This window comes from Serratia proteamaculans, from assembly GCF_008830365.1.
In the GTDB taxonomy this organism is placed as follows: Bacteria; Pseudomonadota; Gammaproteobacteria; order Enterobacterales; family Enterobacteriaceae; genus Serratia; species Serratia proteamaculans.
Map to the genome: position 1 here is coordinate 196,265 of NZ_WBKI01000003.1, position 13,841 is coordinate 210,105.

Here is a 13,841-nt window from a genome sequence, read left to right on the forward strand (position 1 = left end):
ATTGACCCTTTTTCCCGCGCTTTTTGCTACAGTATCCGCTCTTGGATAAACAGGATCTGGCCATGCTCGTTATTATTTCACCTGCAAAAACTCTTGATTACGAAAGCCCGCTGGCGACCGAACGCTTCACCCAGCCGGAGCTACTGGACAAATCGAAGCAGTTGATCAAAATCTGCCGCGACCTGACGCCGGTACAAATCTCCAGCCTGATGGGCATCAGCGATAAACTGGCCGGTCTGAACGCCGCGCGCTTTGGCGACTGGAAACCGAAATTTACCCCGGACAATGCCCGCCAGGCGCTGTTGGCGTTTAAAGGTGATGTTTATACCGGCCTGCACGCGCAGGATTTCAGCGAAGATGACTTTGATTTCGCCCAACAACATCTGCGCATGCTGTCCGGACTGTACGGCGTGCTGCGCCCGCTTGATCTGATGATGCCTTACCGCCTGGAGATGGGTATCAAGCTGGAGAATGCCAAGGGCAAGGATTTGTACAGTTTCTGGGACGAGCAGATCACCAAGAAGCTCAACGAAGCACTGGAAAAACAGGGGGACGATGTGGTGGTCAACCTGGCTTCCGACGAATACTTCAAATCGGTGAAGCCGGCCAAACTGCATGGCACGCTGATTAAACCGGTGTTCCTCGACGAGAAGAACGGCAAATACAAAGTGATCAGCTTCTACGCCAAGAAAGCACGCGGACTGATGAGCCGTTTTATCATCAAAAATCGCCTAACCCAGCGCGAACAACTGCTTGATTTTAACCTGGAAGGCTACGCTTTCGACCCGGCTAATTCCAAAGGCAACGAATTGGTGTTCAAACGCCCCGAGCAGTGAAACACCCGTCCATAAAAAAGCCGTCGCAATGACGGCTTTTCGCTTTTATATCAGGGCAGAGCCCCACGCAAGTCAGGCAGGCAGAGCCATCAGGAACTTACGCAGTTCGCCAAAACCGGTCGGCAGGCTGTGGGACAGCAGCGGTAAATCGGCACGCAGCGCCAATGCCTTCGGCAGCGGCAGTTCCTGACCGAGGATTTCCTCAACGCTCTCTTTGAACTTGGCCGGATGTGCCGTGCCGAGGAACAAACCAAATTCCCCTTCCTGCAACTGGTCACGCAGCGCGCGATAAGCGATTGCCGCGTGCGGTTCGGAGAGGTAACCCAGCTTCGCCAGCTCACGCATGCTGTCCTTGGTGGTTTCGTCACTGACCGTGGCATGACCCAGCTCTTTCAACTGCCAGATCTTACGGCGGAACAGTTCCTCTACCCGCGGCCAGTTGTTCGGCTGGCTAACATCCATGGCATTGGACAACGTAGCTACCGTGGCATGCGGCTGCCACTGACCGTTAGTCAGGAAGCGCGGTACGGTGTCGTTGGCATTGGTCGCGGCGATAAAACGCTTCACCGGCAGGCCCAATGATTTGGCCAGCAGGCCGGCGGTCAGATCGCCGAAGTTGCCGCTGGGTACCGAGATCACCAGTTGATTACGGGCTTCCTGCGGCAGTTGCGCCACCGCTTCAAAGTAGTAGCAAATCTGCGCCAGCAGACGGCTGATGTTGATCGAGTTGGCCGAGTTCAGGTGCAGCGCTTCTTTCAGCTCCTGATCGTCAAATGCCTGTTTCACCAATGCCTGGCAGGCGTCGAAGTCACCGTCGATCGCCACGGTGTGGATATTGCCACCCAGGGTGCAGAACAGTTTTTCCTGCAGCGGGCTGATTTTGCCCTGCGGATACAGGATCACCACACGCACATTCTTCAGGCCGTAGAAAGCATGGGCCACTGCCGCACCGGTATCCCCGGAGGTCGCGGTCAGGATAGTCACCGGCTCTTCGCCCGCCACTTCTGCCAGCATTTGCGCCATAAAGCGGCCACCGAAGTCTTTGAACGCCAGCGTTGGACCGTGGAACAGTTCCAGGCAGGCAATGTCGTCTTCCACTTGCGCCACCGGTGCCGGGAACTCAAAGGCTGCCGCAACACGCTTATGCAATGCCTCCTCAGAGACTTCATCACCAATAAAAGCCGACAGGATGCGGCTACTGCGAGTGACAAAATCCTGTTCCAGCAGATGGTCGATTTCAGTCAGCTCAAACTCAGGCAAATCCAGCGGGAAAAACAGCCCTTGCTGTTTGCCCAGGCCCTGTTTGATCGCCTGTGTAAAGCTGACCTGCTCGTTATGATCCTTAAGGTTGTACAGTTTCATGTGTTATCCCAGTAGTCGTGCGCCTGCGGTATCCAGGCGGCAAATATGAACAAAACCTTCGTCGTTTTGCAGATAGTGATTAGTCAGCCAGTCGGCCATACGTTGTGCGGTCGCGCCGTCATCACAGACGGCGAACAGTGTCGGGCCGGAACCGGAAATACCACAAGCCAGCGCACCGATATCCTGAGCAGCCTTGCGCGCGTCGGCAAAGCCCGGCAACAGGCGGGTGCGGTAGGGCTCGGCAATCACGTCCTGCATCAGTTTGGCGGCCAGATGCGGCTGTTGGGTATGGCAGGCGTGGATAAAGCCCGCCAGATAGCGACCGTGGCTGATACAGTCCTGACGACGATACTGCGCGGGCAGGATCGCACGCGCTTCGGCAGTGGATACCTTGATGCCCGGGTAAGCCATCACCCACAGCCAGTCTTTAAAGCATGGCACTTCCTGGCTGATGAAGCCTTCTTCTTCCAGCATCAGTTGCAGGCCGCCGAGATAGCAAGGCGCCACGTTATCGTAATGCACGCTGCCGGAAATGCGGCCTTCCAACTCACCCATCAGGCCCAACAGCGTCATTTTGTCCAGCGGGCGGTTGCAGAACTCATTCATCGCCATCAACCCGGCGACCACCGAACAGGCACTGGAACCCAGCCCTGAACCGATTGGCATGTTTTTCTCGAGCCGCATCGCCACCGGGATCTGCTGACCGATTTCCTGACAGAAACGCTCCCAGCACTGGTAGACGATATTCTCTTTCGGGTCATCCGGCAGTTTGCTGACGAAGCGCCCGGCATTCTGCAGACTGAACGTTTCGGCGGCCTCTACACTGACGCAGTCGCCCAGTAAGGTCCCGTCGATCGGCGACACTGCTGCACCCAGAACGTCGAAACCGACGCTGACGTTACCAATTGAGGCCGGCGCATAAACCTTAACCATATTAAACTCCCAACTTCCATGACAGTGTGCGCAACAGGTCGGCAAACACCCCCGCTGCGGTCACATCGTTACCGGCGCCGTAGCCGCGCAACACCAGCGGCAATGGCTGATAGTAGCGGCTGTAAAAAGCCAAAGCGTTCTCGCCGTTCTTCACTTTATACAACGGATCGTTACCGTCTACCGCATCTATACGTACCTGGCAGCGGCCATTTTCGATCACCCCGACATAGCGCAATACCTTGCCTTGCTCGGCGGCGTTAGCCACGTTGCGGGCATACTCTTTGTCGAGCTCCGGCAGGCGCGCCATAAAGGTTTCCACATCACCGGTGGCATCAAAGGAAGGCGGCAGCACCGACTCAACCTCAATGTCCGCCAGTTCCAGTTTGTAACCCGCCTCACGGGCGAGGATCAACAGCTTGCGGGCAACGTCCATACCGGAAAGATCGTCACGTGGATCCGGCTCGGTATACCCCTTGGCTTTGGCCTCCAGGGTCGCGGCCGACAACGACATACCTTCGTCCAGCTTGCCGAAAATAAATGACAGCGAACCGGACAGGATACCGGAGAAACGTGTCAGTTCATCACCGGCATTCAGCAGGTTTTGCAGGTTCTCGATCACCGGCAAGCCCGCACCAACGTTGGTGTCGTACAGGAACTTGCGACGTGAACCGGCAGCGGCGGTGCGCAGCTGTTGGTAATAGTTCATCGACGAGGTATTGGCTTTTTTGTTCGGTGTCACCACGTGGAAACCATCGGCCAGGAAATCGGCGTATTGATCGGCCACCGCCTGGCTGGAGGTACAGTCGACAATCACCGGATTCAGCAGGTGGTACTCCTTCACCAGGCGGATCAGGCGACCGAGGTTGAACGGCTCCTGCGCACCGGCCAGCTCATCCCGCCAGCTTTCCAGTGCGATGCCGTGTACGTTGGTCAGCATGGCGCGTGAATTGGCGATACCGCACACCCGCAGATCGATATGTTTTTGTTTCAGCCACGGCTGCTGACGGTAGATCTGTTCGATCAACGCGCCCCCCACGCCGCCGACGCCGATGACAAACACCTCAATCACCTGATCGGTGTTAAACAGCATCTGATGGCAGACGCGAACGCCGGTAGTGGCGGAATCATTGCTGACCACTACAGAGATGGAACGCTCGGAAGACCCCTGGGCAATAGCGACAATGTTGATATTGGCGCGCGCCAGTGCGGAGAAGAAGCTGGCCGAGATGCCGCGCAGGGTGCGCATGCCATCGCCAACGACCGAGATGATCGCCAACTGTTCCATCACGTCCAGCGGCTCCAGCAGGCCGTCTTTCAATTCAAGATAGAACTCGTCTTCCAGCGCTTTACGCGCACGTTGCAGCTCACTCTGCGGTACGCAGAAGCTGATGCTGTATTCAGAGGAGGACTGGGTGATCAGTACCACCGAGATACCGGCACGCGACATCACGGCGAACACTCGCGCAGCCATGCCGACCATGCCCTTCATTCCCGGCCCGGATACGTTGATCATCGCCATGTTATTCAGGTTGGTGATGCCCTTCACCGGAGTTTCGGTATCCAAATTTTCGCCGCCGATCAGCGTGCCCGGAGCCTGCGGATTGGAGGTATTTTTGATCAGGCAAGGGATTTGGAACTGGGCGATGGGAGCGATAGTGCGGGGGTGAAGCACGCTGGCGCCGAAATAGGAAAGCTCCATAGCTTCCTGGTACGACATCGATTTCAGCAACCTGGCGTCCGGGACAGTGCGTGGATCACAGGTATAAACGCCGTCAACGTCGGTCCAGATTTCACAACAGTCGGCGCGCAAGCAGGCTGCCAGTACCGCAGCAGAGTAATCGGAGCCGTTACGGCCCAGCACCACCAATTCCCCTTTGTCGTTACCGGCGGTGAAACCGGCCATCAGCACGATGTTATCCGCCGGGATTGCCGCAGCGGCGATACGCAGTGTGGATTCGGCGATATCTACCGTGGACTCCAGATAGTGCCCCTGTGCCAGCAGCTTCTCCACCGGGTTGATCACCGTAACCGGGAAACCCTTGGCACGAAACACCCCTTCCATGATGGCAATGGAGAGCTTCTCACCGCGGCAGATGATGGCCGCATTCACACTGTCCGGGCATTGACCCAGCAGCGCAACCCCGTGCAACACCTGCTTGAGTTGTGAAAACTCTTGGTCGACCAGGGTTTTGAGACGATCGTACTCAAAGCCTGGCAGCGCCTGCGTCAGGCCGCTCAGCAGGTCGGCAAAGATGCGTTCTGCATCGCTCATATTTGGCAGAATGTCCTGCCCCGCTACCGTTTTTTCAATCATCGCCACCAAATGGTTGGTGATTTTAGCCGGAGCGGACAAGACCGTGGCCACCTGTCCCTGACGTGCGTTACTTTCCATGATGTCGGCAACGCGCAGAAAACGTTCTGCATTCGCTACCGAGGTTCCGCCAAATTTCAGCACTCGCATTTCTTATCTCTCCCGAATTTAAGCCGAAAAAAAAGCCCGCACTGGTTAGGTGCGGGCTTTTTTCTTTTGTTTCCTGTACGCGTCAGCCCGCCCCGTTACCTGTGGTATCGGTGGTGGTAATAATTGTTGTGTTCAGGCTGATATTTCGCATTTTGTCTGTCTGTCTCATTAATTACTCTGTCCCCTCTATTGGTTAAAGCAATCACTATCCCAAGTCAAATTATTTCTTGTTTTTGCTTGTTTATCACCCAGCAGCGCAACTGGGCAATGCGATAGTCAAAAAGCCAAATTACAGAATAAAAAGACAGACAGGTAGCAGTTTTATAGTGGATAACACTGCCTAATTAGCCATGTTTGCGGGTATCACTTTGTCAGTTTTTTTTCGATGTCATGCAGCAAAGTATGCAACATTGCGGTATCGCGCTGCTGTAACGCGCCAAGCCGCTGATGCAACCAATCGCGCAATTTTTGATCGTCACTGACCTCCAGTGTCGTCAATAATCCCTCGGCTCGCTGACGCAACGCCTTGAGCTGGCCCTCATTGGCCACCGGCTCCTGCGGCGCGCTAACATTCATCAGCTCCGACAATTGATAGCAATACACCATCACTGCCTGGCCGAGATTCAGCGAAGGGTAATCCGCCTGCATCGGCACGCCGGTCAACAGATCCGCCAGTTCCAGCTCTTCATTGGTCAGGCCTGAATCTTCACGGCCAAACACCAACGCCGCCTGACCTACCCATTGGCTGCGCTCATTCAACTGACCCAGCAGTTGCTGCGGCGTACAGTAATAATGGAAACGTGCGCGGCTGCGGGCCGTGGTGGCAACGGTGAAATCCACGTCCGCCAGCGCCTGCTCAAGAGTGGCAAAAGTTTGCACGCCGTCGAGGATATCCCCCGCCCCATGAGCAACCCAGCGAGCCGCCGGTTGCAGGTGCGCTTTGCTGTCGACAATGCGCAACGAAGTCAAACCCATGGTTTTCATTGCCCGCGCCGCAGCGCCGACGTTTTCCGGCCGCGCCGGAGCCACTAAAACAATATGAAGCTGCATCAATACTCCACTGAATGAGGGATCGCGTATTTTTGACTGTTTGGGATAGTCTGATTATATTTACATCTGTGCAACAATAACTCCGGAGCACACGATAGACGGAGTTAAATGGGTTATTGACCTGATAAATTGCGCGTAATACATATTATTGCTACTTATGTTTTACTACGCTTATTAATCAAAGCGTTAAAATAAGCCATTTATCAACAAACCAATAATTCTACCTCATTAGGTGCCACAATGCTGAATCGAACACAGAATTTAGGGTTCTGTGACTTAAGCTGGCATTTCTGTAAGTGTTTTTCACAAAACTGTTAACGTGCTACAATTGAATTTGATATATGTCAACAAACCTTAGTTTTGTTGGGTGATGAATTCGGTGTGCACTGTTATATTGCTGTTAATACGGTTAGGATATGCACCGTTTTGGCACCTTTGGGGATGTAAGGAATAGCGCCCCAACCAAGCTAGCGATCTTGTTGACATGGGATGGAAAGTGCATCAAGAACGAGTTTACGTACTTTAGTCATTGGGTAGAAGGGAACGTGAGCGCTAATCTCTGCCCTCCGCTATGAAAACAAAGACTTCTGTACTTCCTATTTTCTATTTTGTTGGCAATTTTAGGTAGCATATATGCAGACCCCGCACATTCTGATTGTCGAAGACGAGTTAGTCACTCGTAACACCCTGAAGAGCATTTTCGAGGCGGAAGGCTACGTTGTTCATGAAGCCAATGATGGTGCAGAAATGCACAACATCCTGTCTGAAAATGATATCAATCTGGTTATCATGGACATCAATCTGCCAGGCAAAAATGGCCTGCTGTTGGCGCGTGAATTGCGCGAACAGGCCAGCGTTGCGCTGATGTTCCTGACCGGCCGTGATAACGAAGTTGATAAGATCCTCGGATTGGAAATCGGCGCTGATGATTACATCACCAAGCCGTTCAATCCGCGTGAACTGACCATTCGCGCACGCAATCTGCTGTCACGCACTATGAACCTGGGCAGCGTCGGCGAAGAACGTCGTCTGGTTGAAAGCTACAAATTCAATGGTTGGGAGCTGGACATCAACAGCCGCTCACTGATCAGCCCAGCGGGTGAGCAGTATAAACTGCCACGCAGTGAATTCCGCGCCATGCTGCACTTCTGCGAAAATCCGGGCAAGATCCAATCCCGTGGCGAACTGCTGAAGAAGATGACTGGCCGCGAGTTGAAGCCACATGACCGCACCGTGGACGTGACCATCCGTCGCATCCGCAAGCACTTCGAATCGACACCGGACACGCCAGAAATCATCGCTACCATTCACGGTGAAGGTTACCGTTTCTGCGGTGATCTGGAAGAGTAAGTTTCCCGCGTTAAAATATTTGGGGTTCCGCCGAACCCCAAATCTTATTTTGCCTCACCCCAAGGGATGATCGGCACGGCGCTCAGCGCATTCTTCGGTGAACCATCCACCACACGATCTGAATAGCTCAGATAAATCAACGCATTGCGAGTTTCATCGTAGAAACGCACCACCTGCAGTTTCTTGAACACCAGCGACGTTCGTTTCTGGAACACCACGGTCCCTTCCGCCTTACCATTTTTGATTTTATCGTTCAGCGCAATCGGCCCGACCTGCTGGCAAGAAATGGCGGCATCCGCGGTATCTTCCGCTAATCCCAGCCCACCTTTGATGCCACCGGTTTTTGCCCGGCTGATATAACAAGTTACATTTTTAACATCAGGATCATCGAAGGCTTCCACCACAATTTTATGGTCCGGACCAAAGAGTTTGAATACCGTATCGACCGATCCAACCTGTTCTGCCTGCGCACTATTTACCGTAGCGCAAACTAAACCAAACAAAAATATCCATCCTTTTTTCATTCACTTAACTCCAATAGCCTGAATCCTGAAAATAGACGCAGGCAATCAATATTGTTTATGTTTTAGGTCACAGAATAGGGATCTTTCCAGTCCGCACCGATCTTTTTAGCACAGAGCGTGAAAAAAATCTTTGAGAGTCTCGGAGGAAAAAAATTGCTATTATGCGGCGTCGTTATATCTTTGCGCCCGTTTAGGTGTGCCCCTGTCCAACCCTTGCGCAACCCGCTGCAAGAGGCAAAGAGTGCTACGCAAAATGGCTCATGGATTGGTCTGATAGCGCAAGCACCAGCGTAATGAATAAACAGTTCGGGTCCCTACCCTAAAGCTCTACGAGGAAGATCTATGGATCAAGCCGGTATTATTCGTGATCTGCTTATCTGGCTGGAAAGCCATTTGGACCAGCCCCTATCATTGGACAACGTGGCGGCCAAAGCGGGTTACTCTAAATGGCATTTACAACGGATGTTTAAAGATATTACCGGTAACGCCATCGGCGCTTATATCCGGGCAAGGAGATTATCCAAGGCTGCGGTGGCGCTGCGTTTAACCAGCCGACCTATTTTGGATATCGCCTTACAGTATCGCTTCGACTCGCAGCAGACATTTACACGCGCATTTAAGAAACAGTTTGCCCAAACGCCAGCGCTGTACCGCCGAGCCGAAGACTGGAGCGCATTCGGCATCTGTCCGCCGATCCGCCTGGGTGCCTTTACTCTGCCGCAGCCAGAATTTGTTACCTTGCCGGAACAGCAGTTGATTGGCCTGACGCAAAGCTATTCCTGTACGCTGGAGCAAATCTCCAACTTCCGTACCGAATTGCGTTCACAATTCTGGCGCCAGTATTTGGGCGAAGCTGAAACGCTACCGCCGGTACTGTACGGGCTGCACCATTCACGCCCGAGTCAGGAAAAAGACGACGAGCAGGAAGTGCTATACACCACAGCGCTGGAGCCACATCACGTGCCGGCAAAGATCGTGGCCGGACAGCCACTGGTGCTGCAAGGTGGCGAGTACGCAATGTTCAGCTATGAAGGCCCGGCCTCTGGCCTGCAAGACTTCATTCTGACCGTGTATGGCACCTGCCTGCCGGCGCTCAAACTCACGCGCCGTAAAGGGCACGATATTGAGCGCTTTTATCCCAAGGGTGACCGTCGGCCACCCCAACCGCCGACCGAGATCAACTGCGATTATTTGATCCCGATCCGCCGTTAACGCTGCAGTTCGTCCAGCGCGGGCGTGTCCAGATGCGTGACATCGCCCGCCGTTTCGACGATCCAGCCAGAGGCCAACCATGGACTCTGCTGATGATCGACTCGCGACAGTGAACAGTTGCGTAAACGCAGGCGGCGTTCAGCGTAAGCCGGTAATCCGAGTACGGTGCTGATTAAACAGCCCAAAGCGATACCGTGGCTGACAATCAACGGTTTGCTGCCCTCAGGCAACATCAGGCAGCTTTCCAACGCCTCGCCCATTCGGTTACCCAGCTCACTCATGGATTCACCTTGAGGGATCCGGCCGTCGGCAGTACCATCGACCATCTGCTTACGCCACTGTTCTTCCTGTGGCGTCAGGCTGTCGATCAGGCGTTCTTCCAGCACCCCCATATGCAACTCTCGCAAACGTGGATCGGTTATCACCTCGCAGCCGCAAGCCTCTGCGATGATTTGCGCGGTGCGTCGGGTACGCCCCAGATCGCTGGTAATCACGTGCGTGATGCCTTGTTTGCTGACGCGCTGGGCAACCAGACGAGCCTGATGTTCACCGTTAGCGGTCAACGGGCTGTCGGACTGTCCCTGGATACGGCGAGCCGCATTCCATTCCGTTTCGCCGTGGCGAACGAGGTATACCTGTAACATTTTGCTTTTCCGTTATACTGCGTGAAACCTGAGTTTATCGTCGTCAGATGCCGCTTGCGCAAGCGTCTGACGTAGTGAATAGGCTCTTAGCTTAAGGATGCCAAACCCGTTATGTATCATGTTGTCGCTGCAACTACCAACCCGGCAAAGATCAAGGCTATTCAACTGGCCTTTGATGACACCTTTGGCACGGGCCAATGCCGCATTGAATCGGTCGACGTCGCCAGCGGCGTCTCACTGCAACCCATAGGTAATCACGAAACCCGCACCGGCGCACGTCAGCGCGTAATGGAAGCCCGGCAGGTACGCCCGGAGGCCGACTTTTGGGTCGGCGTAGAAGCAGGAATCGAAGAGAATATGACTTTCGCCTGGATGACGGTGGAAAACCCGCATACCCGTGGCGAATCGCGCTCAGCCAGTCTGATGCTACCGGAGACAATTTTACAGGGAATTCGCGCCGGCCGCGAATTGGGGAGTGAGATGGCGATCATCACCGGCAATGCCGAAGTGAAACGCCAGGGTGGCGCTATCGGTATCTTTACCGATGGGCGATTGAGCCGCACCAGCGTTTACCATCAGGCTCTGCTGTTGGCGCTGGTGCCTTTCCACAACCCGATCTACCAGAGCCATAACAACACAGCACAGAAATAGCCTTTGCCGGGCGCGGCGCTACTGTGCATCGCCCAGTAACTGTTGTTCCAGCCACTGTTTCAGCGCCGGCGTTGCAGCCTTCAGGCTATTCGAACCGCGAGTGATGGTGGCAATTCCTGCCCCCAGTTCGTTTTTCAGCTCACGCTGGCTCATTTCACCGCGCATCAGCTCCTGAATAATCCGTACCCGCGTACCTAAAGCCGTGCGTTCGTCCGGCGTCAACAGCAGTTGCATCAGTGGTTGGTGCAAATCCTGGGCAAACGAATTCTGCAGCAGCGCAACAAAGCGCAGCCAATCCTCATTACCTTGTTCTGAAAGAGCCGGGTCGTTAAGCGATAATTGCGTCATGGCAAGCCACCATACTATTTAACTAGTACAGCAGCATACCATAGCGACGTCAAAATCAATAACGCCTCTGCCACTCGGCATCGGTCAGCACTTTTGCCGGCCGGTGCATGAGATAGCGATAAAATGCGTCGTAAGCCAACACGTTCTTCACGTAGGAACGGGTTTCCGAGAACGGAATGCTTTCGACAAACGCCACCGCGTCAACCCGCCCTTCACTGTTACCCAGCCAGGTATTCACCCGCGATGGGCCGGCATTGTAAGCCGCCGATGACAGGATGCGGTTGCGACCGAACTGCTGGTATACGTACTCCAGATAGCTGGTACCGATGGTAATATTGACGCGCGGATCAAGCAGTTGGCTTGGGCTTGAGTAACCGGGAATATTATACATCTGCACGGTATGCTGCGCAGTACGTGGCATCACCTGCATCAGACCGCTGGCCCCGACCGGTGACTGCGCTTTCGGGTTCCAGGCGCTCTCCTGACGGGCAATGGCCATGGCATAGCTCGGCGTTATCCCCTTATCATCGGTCGCGGCACGGAATTCTTGCGGCCAGGCCACCGGGAAGCGTTCTTCAAGGTGATCCCACATTTTGCCGACGATGGTCGCCTGCACGCTGAGATCGGCCCATTTTTGCTCAAAAGCGTAACGCGCCAGCGCTTCCTGTTCCGGACGGCTGCGGCTGGCCACGAACGAAGTCCATTCACTGCGCGCCAGATTATCCATGTTCCAGTACATCAGTTCGCGCACCCTGGCGATTTCCGGTCCGTCCACCAGTGAAGCGCGGGGCTTTGCCGCCACTGCCACCATCACCGGATAAGGCGTATTCAGTTTCTGCGCCGCTACCATCGGGTAGAAGCCACGTTCGCTCATCAGCCGACGCAGGATCTCTTCCCCTTCGCTACGTTTGCCTTCGTCCAGTAAAATGCTCGCACGCCAGTAGCGCCATTCATCTTTATTACGTGATTCCGTCGGCAGACGCGCCAGCCAGGTTGCCACCCCCTGACGATCGCCGGCGCCCAGCGCCATACGCACGCGACGCTCCAGCAGTGCCGGTGACTGACTACGCAAGATCACCTTGTCGCGCCACTGGGTCTGTTCAAAGGTCGCGTCGCTGCCCATCAGACGCCATGCCACTGCCTCTTCCAGCCCCAGCCGTTCGCTGTCGCTCATTTTCTGCAGGCGGGCAAGGGTTGGGATCATCGCGCGGGCATTTTCCGCATCCTGACGCGCCAGACGCTCGAAAGCGATGCCGGTTGCCGCACGGGTAAAGTCAGTCGGGCCCACGCTGCGGGCAAAGGACTCGACCGTCGCAGGATCGTTTTGCAGGCTCACCAGGGCATCGCCCATGGTCTGATAATCTGACGGCAACTGACGGTAGAGGCTGTTCACCAGGCCACTGTTGCCCTCTTTCAACGCCAGTTTCATGCGTTCCAAAATAGCCGATGGCGTTTGTTTACCGGCGCCCTGCCACACGTTGAACAACTTGTCACAGGCCCCCGGCAACGATTTACCGCTCATCCAGATGTCGTCGACGCCGCTCCAGGCCGCAGACTTATCGCCGGTGGCCCATTTGGCATAGTAATAATTACAGCGTGCCGCGATAGGTTTCGGCGGCTGCGGGCTGAAGGTCAACAGGGTACGCCAGTCTTCACGTCGCGCCAGTTCATTCACAAAACGCGGAGCCAGTGACTTGGCCGGCGGCAGCGTCGGATGCTGCTTGATAAAGTCATTTACCTCAGAGAATCCGGCCTGGCTGAGATCTTGCGTCAGCTCACGGTATTCCAGATAAGGGTAAAGCGGGTAATCACGCAGCGTCGGCATCAGTTGCGCCACCACGTCCATCTGTTTACTGTCCCACGCCTGCTTAATCTGCAGGTAACGCTGACGCTGAGCGTCCAGCGAGTCCGCCAATGCGGCGCTTGAAAATGCCGTCAGGCACAGGCCCACAGCTAAAAACCGCCACTTGTCTACCTTGACCATACTGACTCTTTCCTCGCTAATGCTGATGGTGTTGCCAGAGCCGGCTCACCCCGTTGCCGCGCTACGCCAGCAGCCAACGGATCGGTAAACCCGGCTCTCCGAGTATTTCACGCCCTGTCGTGGGATAGCGACTATCCGGCACGCCAGAACAAAAGAGGGGCGCTGAGCAACCCGCTCAGCCATCTACCATAGACAGCGGGATCGCTTATCCATTCACTACTGTAGAAGAAGTTTATCGTCACGATGGGCCTCAGGTAAAAAAGGTTTACCCTCACTGACAAATTAATTAAAGCGGGCGACAATTTTGCCGTATTAATCATTTCACTCCGGCGTTAACACTAACCGGCCGGATCCTCAATTATTAATCCCCGCTGCCAATATAAAATGAAGCCATTTGAAATTATTAGCCGTCGCAGGATTTCACCCTCAAAACGATAAGCAGAAACGTTGCGCAAACCGCCGGAATCCAGGCCTGCCGCACTAACT

At 54.6% G+C, this 13,841-nt stretch carries 13 protein-coding genes and 1 other annotated feature; of the genes, 4 read left to right on the forward strand and 9 right to left on the reverse strand.

Going from position 1 to position 13,841, the window contains the following annotated elements:
* Nucleotides 1-62 precede the first annotated feature (62 nt).
* Entirely contained in the window at nt 63-836 is a 774-nt protein-coding gene (gene yaaA, locus F8R23_RS14350) for a peroxide stress protein YaaA (protein WP_112348517.1), read from the forward strand.
* A 72-nt stretch (nt 837-908) separates the two neighbouring features.
* Here yaaA and thrC read toward each other — a convergent pair whose 3' ends face one another.
* The 5 genes from thrC to F8R23_RS14375 all read right to left on the reverse strand — a co-directional run bounded on the left by thrC (nt 909) and on the right by F8R23_RS14375 (nt 6,642).
* On the reverse strand, nt 909-2,198 hold the full coding sequence (gene thrC, locus F8R23_RS14355) for a threonine synthase (protein ID WP_129937905.1): 1,290 nt from the start codon (nt 2,196-2,198) through the stop codon (nt 909-911).
* A gap of 3 nt (nt 2,199-2,201) precedes the next feature.
* On the reverse strand, nt 2,202-3,131 hold the full coding sequence (thrB, locus tag F8R23_RS14360; protein WP_112348515.1) for a homoserine kinase: 930 nt from the start codon (nt 3,129-3,131) through the stop codon (nt 2,202-2,204).
* A 1-nt stretch (nt 3,132) separates the two neighbouring features.
* Nucleotides 3,133-5,592: a bifunctional aspartate kinase/homoserine dehydrogenase I gene (thrA, locus tag F8R23_RS14365; RefSeq protein ID WP_129934199.1), complete on the reverse strand. Its 2,460-nt coding sequence runs from the start codon at nt 5,590-5,592 to the stop codon at nt 3,133-3,135.
* A 25-nt stretch (nt 5,593-5,617) separates the two neighbouring features.
* Nucleotides 5,618-5,736 (reverse strand) — a sequence feature (Thr leader region).
* Nucleotides 5,675-5,761, reverse strand: coding sequence for a thr operon leader peptide (thrL, locus tag F8R23_RS14370; RefSeq protein ID WP_071592991.1), 87 nt, complete (start codon nt 5,759-5,761; stop codon nt 5,675-5,677). It overlaps the preceding feature by 62 nt.
* Nucleotides 5,762-5,955: 194 nt before the next feature.
* Nucleotides 5,956-6,642 (reverse strand): tRNA/rRNA methyltransferase, encoded by a 687-nt coding sequence (locus F8R23_RS14375; protein WP_129937906.1) that lies wholly within the window; start codon nt 6,640-6,642, stop codon nt 5,956-5,958.
* Nucleotides 6,643-7,275: 633 nt separating this feature from the next.
* Between F8R23_RS14375 and arcA the strand changes: the two genes are divergently transcribed.
* Nucleotides 7,276-7,992 (forward strand): two-component system response regulator ArcA, encoded by a 717-nt coding sequence (gene arcA, locus F8R23_RS14380; protein WP_004949989.1) that lies wholly within the window; start codon nt 7,276-7,278, stop codon nt 7,990-7,992.
* A gap of 44 nt (nt 7,993-8,036) precedes the next feature.
* Here the strand turns inward: arcA and creA are convergent, their stop codons facing one another.
* Nucleotides 8,037-8,516, reverse strand: a complete 480-nt coding sequence (gene creA / locus F8R23_RS14385) for a protein CreA (RefSeq protein ID WP_129934195.1) — start codon at nt 8,514-8,516, stop codon at nt 8,037-8,039.
* Nucleotides 8,517-8,858: 342 nt separating this feature from the next.
* Here creA and robA point away from each other — a divergent pair, with 342 nt between their 5' ends.
* Nucleotides 8,859-9,728, forward strand: coding sequence for an MDR efflux pump AcrAB transcriptional activator RobA (gene robA, locus F8R23_RS14390; protein ID WP_112348512.1), 870 nt, complete (start codon nt 8,859-8,861; stop codon nt 9,726-9,728).
* On the opposite strand, the gene gpmB is transcribed toward robA, so the two are convergent.
* Nucleotides 9,725-10,372, reverse strand: a complete 648-nt coding sequence (gene gpmB, locus F8R23_RS14395; protein ID WP_129934193.1) for a 2,3-diphosphoglycerate-dependent phosphoglycerate mutase GpmB — start codon at nt 10,370-10,372, stop codon at nt 9,725-9,727. The two genes, robA and gpmB, sit on opposite strands and share 4 nt — an antisense overlap.
* 111 nt (nt 10,373-10,483) lie before the next feature.
* Between gpmB and yjjX the strand changes: the two genes are divergently transcribed.
* Complete coding sequence (gene yjjX, locus F8R23_RS14400; protein ID WP_129934191.1) at nt 10,484-11,023, forward strand: inosine/xanthosine triphosphatase; 540 nt, start codon at nt 10,484-10,486, stop codon at nt 11,021-11,023.
* Between the two features lie 18 nt (nt 11,024-11,041).
* On the opposite strand, the gene trpR is transcribed toward yjjX, so the two are convergent.
* On the reverse strand, nt 11,042-11,371 hold the full coding sequence (gene trpR / locus F8R23_RS14405; protein ID WP_012005129.1) for a trp operon repressor: 330 nt from the start codon (nt 11,369-11,371) through the stop codon (nt 11,042-11,044).
* 55 nt (nt 11,372-11,426) lie between these two features.
* A complete protein-coding gene (gene sltY / locus F8R23_RS14410) occupies nt 11,427-13,355 on the reverse strand; it encodes a murein transglycosylase (protein WP_129934190.1) in 1,929 nt (642 codons plus the stop codon).
* Nucleotides 13,356-13,841: the final 486 nt, after the last annotated feature.

Excerpts from the sequence above, each read along its gene's own strand:
- yaaA (WP_112348517.1), top strand. The coding sequence starts at position 63 with ATGCTCGTTATTATTTCACCTGCAAAAACTCTTGATTACGAAAGCCCG.
- gpmB (WP_129934193.1), bottom strand. The coding sequence starts at position 10,372 with ATGTTACAGGTATACCTCGTTCGCCACGGCGAAACGGAATGGAATGCG.
- F8R23_RS14375 (WP_129937906.1), bottom strand. The coding sequence starts at position 6,642 with ATGCAGCTTCATATTGTTTTAGTGGCTCCGGCGCGGCCGGAAAACGTC.
- thrC (WP_129937905.1), bottom strand. The coding sequence starts at position 2,198 with ATGAAACTGTACAACCTTAAGGATCATAACGAGCAGGTCAGCTTTACA.
- creA (WP_129934195.1), bottom strand. The coding sequence starts at position 8,516 with ATGAAAAAAGGATGGATATTTTTGTTTGGTTTAGTTTGCGCTACGGTA.
- sltY (WP_129934190.1), bottom strand. The coding sequence starts at position 13,355 with ATGGTCAAGGTAGACAAGTGGCGGTTTTTAGCTGTGGGCCTGTGCCTG.
- robA (WP_112348512.1), top strand. The coding sequence starts at position 8,859 with ATGGATCAAGCCGGTATTATTCGTGATCTGCTTATCTGGCTGGAAAGC.
- trpR (WP_012005129.1), bottom strand. The coding sequence starts at position 11,371 with ATGACGCAATTATCGCTTAACGACCCGGCTCTTTCAGAACAAGGTAAT.
- arcA (WP_004949989.1), top strand. The coding sequence starts at position 7,276 with ATGCAGACCCCGCACATTCTGATTGTCGAAGACGAGTTAGTCACTCGT.
- thrA (WP_129934199.1), bottom strand. The coding sequence starts at position 5,592 with ATGCGAGTGCTGAAATTTGGCGGAACCTCGGTAGCGAATGCAGAACGT.
- thrB (WP_112348515.1), bottom strand. The coding sequence starts at position 3,131 with ATGGTTAAGGTTTATGCGCCGGCCTCAATTGGTAACGTCAGCGTCGGT.
- yjjX (WP_129934191.1), top strand. The coding sequence starts at position 10,484 with ATGTATCATGTTGTCGCTGCAACTACCAACCCGGCAAAGATCAAGGCT.
- thrL (WP_071592991.1), bottom strand. The coding sequence starts at position 5,761 with ATGAGACAGACAGACAAAATGCGAAATATCAGCCTGAACACAACAATT.